The 10,251-nt window shown below is 50.5% G+C and carries 6 protein-coding genes, 21 tRNA genes and 1 rRNA gene; 1 reads left to right on the top strand and 27 read right to left on the bottom strand.

Features of this window, described 5'->3' with window-relative positions; translation table 11 throughout:
- The 5 genes from yhbH to queG all read right to left on the bottom strand — a co-directional run.
- Positions 1-1,008, bottom strand: a 1,008-nt coding sequence (yhbH, locus tag BRO54_RS17870; protein ID WP_074044779.1) for a sporulation protein YhbH, incomplete at its 3' end; no start/stop codon positions are given.
- Between the two features lie 300 nt (positions 1,009-1,308).
- Positions 1,309-3,204 carry a PrkA family serine protein kinase gene (locus tag BRO54_RS17865; protein ID WP_074044778.1) on the bottom strand — a complete coding sequence of 632 codons (1,896 nt, stop codon included), beginning with the start codon at positions 3,202-3,204 and terminating at the stop codon, positions 1,309-1,311.
- Between the two features lie 324 nt (positions 3,205-3,528).
- The gene (gene trmL / locus BRO54_RS17860; protein WP_011229988.1) at positions 3,529-4,002 is read right to left on the bottom strand and encodes a tRNA (uridine(34)/cytosine(34)/5-carboxymethylaminomethyluridine(34)-2'-O)-methyltransferase TrmL; all 474 of its coding nucleotides are present in this window, start codon (positions 4,000-4,002) and stop codon (positions 3,529-3,531) included.
- A 20-nt stretch (positions 4,003-4,022) separates the two neighbouring features.
- A complete protein-coding gene (locus tag BRO54_RS17855) occupies positions 4,023-4,886 on the bottom strand; it encodes an amidase domain-containing protein (RefSeq protein ID WP_074044777.1) in 864 nt (287 codons plus the stop codon).
- A 61-nt stretch (positions 4,887-4,947) separates the two neighbouring features.
- Entirely contained in the window at positions 4,948-6,090 is a 1,143-nt protein-coding gene (gene queG, locus BRO54_RS17850) for a tRNA epoxyqueuosine(34) reductase QueG (RefSeq protein WP_074044780.1), read from the bottom strand.
- A gap of 52 nt (positions 6,091-6,142) precedes the next feature.
- Here queG and BRO54_RS17845 point away from each other — a divergent pair, with 52 nt between their 5' ends.
- Positions 6,143-6,808, top strand: a complete 666-nt coding sequence (locus tag BRO54_RS17845; RefSeq protein ID WP_074044776.1) for a B3/B4 domain-containing protein — start codon at positions 6,143-6,145, stop codon at positions 6,806-6,808.
- A 300-nt stretch (positions 6,809-7,108) separates the two neighbouring features.
- On the opposite strand, the gene BRO54_RS17840 is transcribed toward BRO54_RS17845, so the two are convergent.
- The 22 genes from BRO54_RS17840 to rrf all read right to left on the bottom strand — a co-directional run bounded on the left by BRO54_RS17840 (position 7,109) and on the right by rrf (position 10,189).
- Positions 7,109-7,180: transfer RNA gene (locus BRO54_RS17840), tRNA-Glu, on the bottom strand.
- A 4-nt stretch (positions 7,181-7,184) separates the two neighbouring features.
- Positions 7,185-7,277: transfer RNA gene (locus tag BRO54_RS17835), tRNA-Ser, on the bottom strand.
- A gap of 6 nt (positions 7,278-7,283) precedes the next feature.
- A tRNA-Asn gene (locus BRO54_RS17830) sits at positions 7,284-7,358 on the bottom strand.
- An 80-nt stretch (positions 7,359-7,438) separates the two neighbouring features.
- Positions 7,439-7,512: transfer RNA gene (locus tag BRO54_RS17825), tRNA-Ile, on the bottom strand.
- A gap of 6 nt (positions 7,513-7,518) precedes the next feature.
- Positions 7,519-7,589 (bottom strand) — tRNA-Gly (locus tag BRO54_RS17820).
- 164 nt (positions 7,590-7,753) lie between these two features.
- Positions 7,754-7,826, bottom strand: a tRNA-His gene (locus tag BRO54_RS17815).
- A gap of 10 nt (positions 7,827-7,836) precedes the next feature.
- Positions 7,837-7,909 (bottom strand) — tRNA-Thr (locus tag BRO54_RS17810).
- 16 nt (positions 7,910-7,925) lie between these two features.
- Positions 7,926-8,016, bottom strand: a tRNA-Ser gene (locus BRO54_RS17805).
- Positions 8,017-8,035: 19 nt separating this feature from the next.
- A tRNA-Ile gene (locus BRO54_RS17800) sits at positions 8,036-8,112 on the bottom strand.
- A gap of 5 nt (positions 8,113-8,117) precedes the next feature.
- Positions 8,118-8,194, bottom strand: a tRNA-Met gene (locus tag BRO54_RS17795).
- A 17-nt stretch (positions 8,195-8,211) separates the two neighbouring features.
- A tRNA-Ala gene (locus BRO54_RS17790) sits at positions 8,212-8,284 on the bottom strand.
- Between the two features lie 8 nt (positions 8,285-8,292).
- Positions 8,293-8,366: transfer RNA gene (locus BRO54_RS17785), tRNA-Pro, on the bottom strand.
- Between the two features lie 6 nt (positions 8,367-8,372).
- Positions 8,373-8,446, bottom strand: a tRNA-Arg gene (locus tag BRO54_RS17780).
- A gap of 5 nt (positions 8,447-8,451) precedes the next feature.
- Positions 8,452-8,537 (bottom strand) — tRNA-Leu (locus BRO54_RS17775).
- Between the two features lie 5 nt (positions 8,538-8,542).
- Positions 8,543-8,617, bottom strand: a tRNA-Gly gene (locus tag BRO54_RS17770).
- Between the two features lie 7 nt (positions 8,618-8,624).
- A tRNA-Lys gene (locus BRO54_RS17765) sits at positions 8,625-8,697 on the bottom strand.
- A gap of 456 nt (positions 8,698-9,153) precedes the next feature.
- Positions 9,154-9,226 (bottom strand) — tRNA-Thr (locus tag BRO54_RS17760).
- A 29-nt stretch (positions 9,227-9,255) separates the two neighbouring features.
- Positions 9,256-9,331, bottom strand: a tRNA-Phe gene (locus BRO54_RS17755).
- A gap of 174 nt (positions 9,332-9,505) precedes the next feature.
- Positions 9,506-9,581, bottom strand: a tRNA-Asp gene (locus BRO54_RS17750).
- 4 nt (positions 9,582-9,585) lie between these two features.
- Positions 9,586-9,662, bottom strand: a tRNA-Met gene (locus BRO54_RS17745).
- Positions 9,663-9,988: 326 nt separating this feature from the next.
- Positions 9,989-10,064 (bottom strand) — tRNA-Val (locus BRO54_RS17740).
- Between the two features lie 8 nt (positions 10,065-10,072).
- Positions 10,073-10,189, bottom strand: a 5S ribosomal RNA gene (gene rrf / locus BRO54_RS17735).
- Between the last annotated feature and the right edge of the window lie 62 nt (positions 10,190-10,251).

Raw genomic sequence — 10,251 nt, 5'->3', positions numbered from 1 at the left:
GACTTCCCCATATCCCAACATGTTCGATACTTTCATCAGTTCCTGAACAAGCTTCACGCAACGGGCATTGTCCGATGTCAAGTTGTCGCCGTCAGAGAAGTGGAACGGATAAATGTTGTAGCGCGACGGTGGATATTTTGTCTCAATGAGTTCAAGCGCCTTGCGGTAGGCTGACGAGCAAATCGTTCCACCGCTTTCCCCTTTCGTGAAAAACTCCTCTTCACTGACGACTTTCGCTTCCGTATGATGGGCGATAAAGGCGATGTCCACCGTTTCGTATTTCGTGCGCAAAAAGCGGGTCATCCAGAAGAAAAAGCTGCGTGCCATATATTTTTCCCACATGCCCATCGATCCGCTTGTGTCCATCATCGCCAAGACAACCGCCTTCGATTCTGGTTTGACGACTTCGTTCCACGTTTTAAACTTCAAATCTTCACGGTAAATCGGATAAAAGCCTGGTTTGCCGTTCATGGCATTGCGCTTGAAGGCAGCGAGCATCGTCCGCTTCTTATCGATGTTCCCCATCAGCCCGGTGCGGCGGATGTCGTTAAATTCGATATGTTGGGTTATATTTTGATCCAGCTCTTTTCGTTGCAAGTTGGGCAGCTCCAATTGGCTAAAGAACGCTTCCTCAATCTCCATCAGCGACACTTCAGCTTCGTAATAATCTTGGCCCGGCAAATCGCCAGCACCTTGGCCTTTTCCTGGCCCCTGCCCCTCCCCGCTTCCGTCTCGGGCCACCACATCACCGACTTGGCTGTCTCCATTTCCTTGGCCGACGTGTTTGTTTTTCTCATAATTGTAGCGGATTTTGTATTCATCAAGCGAGCGGATCGGAATTTTAATCACATCGCGCCCGTTGGACATAATAATGCTTTCTTCCGTAATTAAGTCGGGCAAATTGTTTTTGATCGCTTCCTTCACTTTTTCTTGATGGCGCTTTTGATCATCATATCCTTTGCGGTGGAGGGACCAGTCTTCTTTCGATACAACAAAATTCCCCTTCATGTTTTCCCCTCCTTTAAAAAAATCATTTTCACACTTTTCGCTTTCCCGCATATACTTATGTTGGCGTCATTAAAACGGACCATCACTATGCCAAGTTGGTTTATTTTATCCTATGCAAAAATTCAAAATAATTGACAAATGAATGTGGAAAATAGAAACATGGACAAGCCCGATTATCGGCTTCGCATCCTCTGGTTCACTTCCTTTTAGCGAAGCACGCTGTGTCGCCTTCGCTCGACCCTCCCTTGGCAGTTCAGTCAGAGAGGATAAAAAAAGCATGCCCCAGCGCTTGAGGCATGCCTAGCGGTTCAACAAGCTGCCGACATAGCGGAGCAATTCGTTGGCTGACGTGGAGTTGTACCCGTATTCATCAATGAGGCGGGCCACGACTTCGTTAATTTTTTTCAACTGCTGCTCATCCGGTGTTTTCGTCGACGTTGTAATTTTCACAATATCTTTTAGATCAGCGAACAGTTTTTTCTGGATTGCCTCGCGCAGCCGTTCATGCGAGTTGTAATCAAATCGCTGCCCTTTGCGTGCATAGGCGGAAATGCGGATTAAAATTTCTTCACGAAACGCTTTTTTCGCATTTTCGGAAATGCCGATTTGTTCCTCGATCGAGCGCATCAGCTTTTCATCCGGATTCATTTCCTCGCCAGTGAGCGGATCGCGCAGTTTCGTCTTGTTGCAGTACGCCTCGACGTTGTCCAAATAGTTATCCATCAACGTTTTCGCCGACTCTTCATACGAATAGACGAACGCCTTTTGCACTTCTTGTTTGGCGATTTCGTCATATTCTTTGCGCACAAGCGAAATGAAGTTCAAGTACCGCTCACGGTCTTCCTTCGTGATCGACGGATGCTGATCCAGCCCTTCTTTCAACGAACGAAGCACGTCAAGCGCATTGATCGACGGCACTCCTTTGCGAATGATGCAGGCAGAAATGCGGTTGATGACATAGCGTGGGTCGATGCCGCTCATCCCCTCGTCCGGATGCTCCTTTTTCAGCTCCTCCACATCGACCTCGCTGAATCCTTCGATCATTTCGCCATCATACAAGCGCATTTTCTTCAATAAATCCACATCCGGCCGCTTCGATTCTTTCAACCGCGTCAAAATCGTAAACATGGCCGCAATCCGCAACGTATGTGGAGCGATATGCACGTCGGCGACATCGCTTTCGCGGATCATTTTTTCGTAAATGCACTCTTCTTCCGAGACGCGCAAGTTGTATGGAATCGGCATGACGATGATGCGCGAATGGAGCGCCTCGTTCTTTTTGTTGGCGATGAACGACCGATATTCCGTTTCGTTCGTATGAGCGATAATCAATTCGTCGGCGCTGATTAAAGCAAACCGCCCAGCTTTGAAATTGCCTTCTTGCGTCAGCGACAGCAAATGCCAAAGAAATTTTTCATCGCACTTTAACATCTCTTGAAATTCCATAATCCCGCGGTTGGCTTTGTTCAGCTCGCCGTCAAACCGATACGCGCGCGGGTCGGACTCGGAGCCGTATTCCGCGATCGTTGAAAAATCGATGCTCCCCGTTAAATCGGCGATGTCTTGCGATTTTGGATCAGACGGACTGAACGTCCCGATGCCGACGCGGCGGTTTTCCGAGAAGAAAATGCGCTCCACTAGCACGTCTTCAATGCGTCCGCCGTACTCTTTCTCAAGCCGCATCATATTGAGCGGCGACAGCTCGCCTTCAATGCGAATGCCGTATTCGCGGTAAAAATCGTCGCGCAAATGGTGAGGAATGAGGTGAAGCGGGTCTTCATGCATTGGGCAGCCTTTAATGGCATACACCGCGCCGCGCTCTGTTTTTGAATACTCTTCAAGCCCACGCTTTAGCAAAGTCACAAGCGTCGACTTCCCGCCGCCAACTGGCCCCATCAGCAGCAAAATCCGTTTCCGCACATCAAGCCGCTTCGCCGCCGGGTGGAAATATTCCTCAACGAGCCGCTCAAGCGCCTCCTCAAGCCCGAACAGGTGCTGGCTGAAAAACTTATATCGTTTCCGCCCATTCACCTCTTCGACCCCAGCATCTTTGATCATATTATAAACACGCGAATGAGCCGACTGGGCCACCCACGGCTTTTCTTTTAAAATCTTTAAATACTCAGCAAACGTTCCTTCCCATTTCAACTTTTCTTCTTCTTCCCGATACCGGGCGATTTTTTGCAAAATATCCATAAAGGACCTCCTCACCCTTGGATGTCTAACAGCAAGATTATTACAATTTATGCGAGGATGTCCCGTATCATTCGCCGCAAAAAAAATTTTGTCTCCTAACAACCAACTGCGGTCATTCACATGCTTGGCCATATTCGCTATAATAAAGGGGGAAACGCCTGCCACTTTCATTATGAAGGAGGAACAAACGATGCGCACTTTGCTTGTGCTAGGGGTTATCATTGCGTTTTTGACGGCCATTTTCACCGCTGGCTATGAAGACAAACCAGGCGTCAGACAATAAGACCAAAAAAACGACCTCCAGAGCGAAGGTCGTTTTTTTGTTTATGACAACCCATAAAACCGTTGTTGGCGCAACGCTTCGTACACTAAAATGGCCGCCGTGTTCGACAAGTTTAACGAGCGCACTTTGTCATTCATCGGGATGCGAAGGCAACGGTCCATATTGGCCTCAAGCAGCTCCTTCGGCAGTCCGGTCGTTTCACGGCCGAACACAAAGAAAATATGTTTTTCTGTATCGCTGAAATCAAACGAATCATAATACCGGCGCCCGAATTTCGTAATGAAATAAAACTCCCCTTCCGGAAAGCGGGCGAATAGTTCGTCAAGCGAGTCATAATACGAAATATTGACATACGGCCAATAATCAAGCCCGGCGCGCTTTAACATTTTATCATCCGTAGAAAAACCGAGCGGGCGGATCAAATGGAGCGACGTATCGGTTGCTGCGCACGTACGAGCGATGTTTCCAGTATTGGCTGGAATTTCTGGCTGGTATAGCACTACATGAAGCGGCATTTCCTTCACCTCAGCAACGTTTATTTGCGATCGATGATGTGAAAAAACTTATAGCGAATGTTCGGCGTATAGGCGCTTGAATCTTCATACGACCAATAGCGCATTCGGCTGTTTGTCGTATGGGCGTTCACAAGCGGCATCCCGTTCTGATCTTTCGCCACCACAATCGTTGAGTGGTCGAAGCGTCCGTCCCCTTGAAAATCATAACAGATGACATCACCTGCCATCAATTGCTCCGGCTCCGCCACTTCCACCGCCTGCAAGCCGATGCGCGACCCGCTCAAATACCAACGAAAAGCATGGGCCACAGCCCAGCTGTAACTCCAACTTCCGTTTTGACACCACCATCCCCTCGCCCGGTTCGGATAGCCCGTCATCGGCGCCCCGCCTGCATACAAGCATTGAGAGACAAAATTCGTGCAATCCACCGGAAACGACGGAAACACCGGGTTATGCCGATTCCACCACGTTTCCGCATACCGCACCGCCCGGGCGCGGTCATACTGGTAAGAAAGACGCTCCCCCGTCCATTGCTCTCGTTCGACGCGCGGCGCCTCCATATACCCCCCCAACCGGTTGATCGGTTCATCAGTTACAAGCTCACCGCGAACAAAACAGGCGCATCGCTCCTCAACCTGTTCTTCTATATATAGTGAACCCCTTTGCTTAATTAAAAATTGATGGTGGGCAATATACATAACTTTCGCTTCCCGCTCGATGGTCTGCCTGCCGACAATTTGTCCCCGGATCGTGCAACGGACGATCTCCGCACCGCGCTTTTGGCAAAGCCGTTGCTTTCTTGCCGCCTCTTCGCTTCGGATATTGCTTTCCGACACAAACGAGCGGGCTCGCTCATCCAACCACGCGCGCAACTGTTTTTTCATGCTGCTTTCCACCACTTTCGTTTTTGTTACTACCTTATGTGGGGAAGCTGCGTTTTTTTCCCTATTCCTTTGCCTCAGCCAACAGTTTCAGTCCTTTTTCAATCTCAGCGATCACATCGGCATCCGCCTCCGTTTGCCGCGCGGCCTCCAAATAAGGCTTAGCGCTTGGATCCCCGATTTTCCCGAGCGCCCACGCCGCCGTCCCGCGGATGACGGGACGGCTATCCTCTTTCAACAAACGCAGTAAGTGCGGCACCGCGGTTTGGTCTTTGTAATGGGCGAGCGCCAGAATGGCGTTGCGCTGAATCGGCTTTTTCCCACGCCATGAACCCGCCATGGCCCCAAATGTTTCTTTAAATTCACGGTTGCTCATCTGAAGCAGCGGGATGAGCTTCGGCTTTACCGCTTCCGGATCCGGCTCGAATTCTGGATGCAAATGAAAGTCTTTCCCCTTATTTTCTGGGCAGACTTGCTGGCATGTATCGCAGCCGTACAGCCGGTTCCCGATTTTCTCCCGAAACTCGTCGGCTAAAAAGCCTTTCGTTTGCGTTAAAAAGGAAAGGCACCGCTGTGCGTTCAGTTGCCCCCCTTGCACAAGCGCCCCGGTCGGGCAGGCATCAATGCATTTCGTGCACGTGCCGCATCGGTTTTCAACCGGTTCATCAGGGGGAAATGGAATATTCGTAATCATTTCTCCCAAATACACATACGATCCAAACTCCGGTGTAATAATAGAGCAGTTCTTGCCGCTCCAACCGATCCCTGCCCGTTCCGCCACCGCCCGGTCGGCGAGCTCTCCGGTATCCACCATCGAGCGAACGCGGGCATGGGGCACTTTGGCCAGCAAAAACTCCTCGAGCTGCTGCAAACGTTCCCGCAACACATCGTGGTAGTCCTTTCCCCATGAAGCGCGGCAAAAAACGCCGCGCCGTTCCGTCTTTGTCCCCCGCGGCGCATTTTTTATTTTGGACGGATAGGCAAGAGCAATGGCAATGATCGATTTTGCTTCCGGAAGAAGCAATGAAGGATTCGTCCGTTTCTCAATATCTGGTTCCTCAAAACCGGACTGATAGCCGAGCTCCTGCTGGCGGCGCAGCCGCTCCTTTAATTCAACAAACGGATCAGCGCTCGCAAATCCGATTTTATCAATGCCGATTGACCGACTGTACTCAATGACTTCCCGCTTTAATGCCATAACATCCATCGTTTTCCCTCCTTTCGTCATATATGGTAAAATGAAATCCGAGGTGATCAAGATGAAATGCATGATATCAGAACAACTAAAGCAACGCCTTCCTTCTGGTAAATTCGGCGTCATCCGCTATCATCATATTGAGGTCAGCGATTCACCGCAAATGTTGAGAGGCCGATTGGAACTGTTTCAAGAATCTCTTTACATCGAGCTGCAGGAAAAAGCGATCGCTGACATTCCCGAACTAATGGAATGGCGTCGTGCGTTCAAACAAATCGGCACAGACCCAGGCCGCTATCGACCGTCAAGCGAGAGTCTATACCGACGCATTCAGAAAAAACATTTCATCCCATCCATCCATTCGGCAGCGGACGTCAACAACTTTTTTTCACTGTACTACAAAATCCCGCTCGGCATCTATGATTTCGACCGCATTGACGGAATAGTCACTCTCACTATCGGCACGGAGCAAGACGAATACGTGGCACTAAACGGCCGCACAGTCAACTTTGCCAACAAACTCGTCAGCAAAGATGAACGAGGGCCGTTTGGCAGTCCGATCGTCGATTCGGAGCGGACCGCCGTGACGAGAGAAACGAAAAACGCTTTGCAAATCGTTTACTTTCTCCCATCAACGCCAGAAGAAACCGCCAAGCGCCAGCTTCAAGCCATTCAAACGATGTTTGTGCAAATTCATGGCGGCGAAGCCGACGCCCAATTGCTCGTTTGATCTTCTCCCCCACTTTCCTGCCGTTGGAAACGGGGGACTCCCTCCCTACTTGAACACTCTCCCACCTACGCTCACGCGTGGAAGTGGGGGTCTTCTCGGTTTAGGGTGATAAATAAAAAAACGCAATGCCTCGTTCTTTAACGAAACGAAACACTGCGTTGTCCCCAACAATCATAACGTAATTTTAAAACTAACAAGAGACATTATAACAGACTTCCGCACGCATCGCAAGAAAAAACGCAAAAATCGACAAAAGAAATTGTATAAAAGGGCACCAGAATCTCTGGTGCCAGCAACCAGTGACCCGTACGGGATTCGAACCCGTGTTACCGCCGTGAAAGGGCGGTGTCTTAACCACTTGACCAACGGGCCATTATGGCGGAGAAGGCGGGATTTGAACCCGCGCGCCGCAAAACTGCGACCTAACGGTTTAGCAAACCGTCCCCTTCAGCCACTTGGGTACTTCTCCGTAACATGGCTCCGCAAGTAGGATTCGAACCTACGACCTACCGGTTAACAGCCGGTTGCTCTACCGCTGAGCTATTGCGGAACAATATACATAAACATATGGAGTATCATTGTTCGCCCAATATTATAGCGAATGGTTGAAAAACATGCAATAGTAAATAATGGGCCTAAGTGGACTTGAACCACCGACCTCACGCTTATCAGGCGTGCGCTCTAACCAGCTGAGCTATAGGCCCATAAAAAGCGGGTGATGGGAATCGAACCCACGACATCAGCTTGGAAGGCTGAGGTTTTACCACTAAACTACACCCGCATATCATTTAGTTGAACATCCGCCACGCTACTTCCATGCCCCTTCCTCTACCAGCCGATTCACAGAAGCCAGATGCGTCGGGGCAACTCGAAGCGGATTCGATGATGCAGATGCTCGTGGCTGAGGTTTTACCACTAAACTACACCCGCAAATATAGAAAAAAGGGCGACTAGTGGGAATCGAACCCACGCATGCCAGAGCCACAATCTGGTGCGTTAACCACTTCGCCATAGTCGCCTCGGTCTGATGCCGGCTGCAGGACTTGAACCCGCAACCTACTGATTACAAGTCAGTTGCTCTACCAATTGAGCTAAGCCGGCATGATTTTAAAGTGCATGGCGGAGGAGGAGGGATTCGAACCCCCGCGCGCCTTGCGGCGCCTCTCGGTTTTCAAGACCGACCCCTTCAACCACTTGGGTACTCCTCCAAAAAAGCAACAATAATAATGGTGGACCTTGTAGGACTCGAACCTACGACCGGACGGTTATGAGCCGTCTGCTCTAACCAGCTGAGCTAAAGGTCCGATAATGGTGGCGGTGGAGGGGATCGAACCCCCGACCTCACGGGTATGAACCGTACGCTCTAGCCAGCTGAGCTACACCGCCAAATTTAAGTCAAAAGGTGGAGCCTATCGGGATCGAACCGATGACCTCCTGCTTGCAAAGCAGGCGCTCTCCCAGCTGAGCTAAGGCCCCATGATAAATCGGGAAGACAGGATTTGAACCTGCGACCTCACGGACCCGAACCGTGTGCTCTACCAAGCTGAGCTACTTCCCGATAAAACGCGCTCGAGAGGATTCGAACCCCTAACCTTCTGATCCGTAGTCAGATGCTCTATCCAATTGAGCTACGAGCGCACAAGTGCCGAGGGCCGGACTCGAACCGGCACGGTAGTTACCTACCCCAGGATTTTAAGTCCTGTGCGTCTGCCAATTCCGCCACCCCGGCGGAAGTGGAGCGGAAGACGGGGCTCGAACCCGCGACCCCCACCTTGGCAAGGTGGTGTTCTACCGCTGAACTACTTCCGCAAGACGATGAGCCATGGAGGACTCGAACCTCCGACCCTCTGATTAAAAGTCAGATGCTCTACCTACTGAGCTAATGGCTCATGGGTTAGATAACACTCCGAGACAACGATGTCCCTTCCTCTACCAGCTGATTCAAAGAAGCCGAATGCGTCGGGACAACTCGAAGCAAATCCGAAGATGCTTTGCTCGTTGCTCTACCTAACTGAACTAATGGCTCATAGTTAGGATAACACTCCAAGTATTATCTAGCTCTACCTGCCCCTTCCTCTGCCAGCCTGTTCAAGGAAGCCAGATGCGTCGGGGCAACTCGATGCCTATTCGACGATGTAACGCTCGTTACTGAGCTAATGGCTCATAGTTTGGATAACACTCTAGGTACTACCTATCTCTACCTGCCTCTTCCTCTCCCAGCCTATTCAAAGAAGCTAGGTGCGTCGAGGCAACTCGCAGCGAACTCGAAGATGTAGCGCTCGTTACTGAGCTAATGGCTCACGGTTGCCGGCTTAATGACTTAAGGGGTTATTAAGGAATAAGAATGCCGGCTGCAGGACTTGAACCCGCAACCTACTGATTACAAGTCAGTTGCTCTACCAATTGAGCTAAGCCGGCATAATTTAAACATTTCCACATAAAATGAATGGTGGCTCGGGACGGAATCGAACCGCCGACACAAGGATTTTCAGTCCTTTGCTCTACCGACTGAGCTACCGAGCCATATCTTATTTTTCCCTTGTTCGTTGATGACTTTTGTGTCCCTTCCTCTACTAGCCCATTCGAAGAAGCCAGATGCGTCGGGACAACTCGCAGCAGATTCGACGATGCGGATGCTCGTCTCTACCGACTGAGCTACCGAGCCATATTTTTTCATCTTTCACAATTTTGGAAGAATGGCGGTCCCGACGGGACTCGAACCCGCGATCTCCTGCGTGACAGGCAGGCATGTTAACCACTACACTACGGGACCATATTGGTTGCGGGGGCAGGATTTGAACCTGCGACCTTCGGGTTATGAGCCCGACGAGCTACCGGACTGCTCCACCCCGCGACGGTAAGAAATTCATCTCATTTGATAACGCTCTAAGTGTTTCTTTAAGACTGCCTCTTCCTCTGCCAGCGAACTCAAAGATATCGAATGCGTCGAGGCAACTCGCAGCATATTCGACGAAGCGAAGGCTCGTTGCTCCACCCCGCAGCGATAAGAATATACTTAAGTTTTGACAATGCTCAAATTGCATTTTCGTTGCCTCTTCCTCTGCCAGCGAACTCGAAGATGTCGAATGCGTCGAGGCAACTCGCAGCATATTCGACGAAGCGAAGGCTCGTTGCTCCACCCCGCGATGATGAGAAAGCAAGTCAGCTTTTATATTAAGATGGTGGAGGATGACGGGATCGAACCGCCGACCCCTTGCTTGTAAGGCAAGTGCTCTCCCAGCTGAGCTAATCCTCCACGAAATTGCCTAGCAGCGACCTACTCTTGCAGGGGCGCTGGCCCCAACTACCATCGGCGCTGGAGGGCTTAACTTCCGTGTTCGGGATGGGAACGGGTGTTTCCCCTCCGCCATAGCCACTAGGCAACAATGGACAAGTCTTATTATAAGGAAAGTTGGCCTGTTGTCAAGACTTTTTCATTCCCT

Source organism: Geobacillus proteiniphilus (genome assembly GCF_001908025.1).
GTDB lineage: Bacteria > Bacillota > Bacilli > Bacillales > Anoxybacillaceae > Geobacillus > Geobacillus proteiniphilus.
The sequence above is the reverse complement of the archived record's forward strand: the minus strand, read 5'-3'. Positions and strand labels throughout refer to the sequence as shown.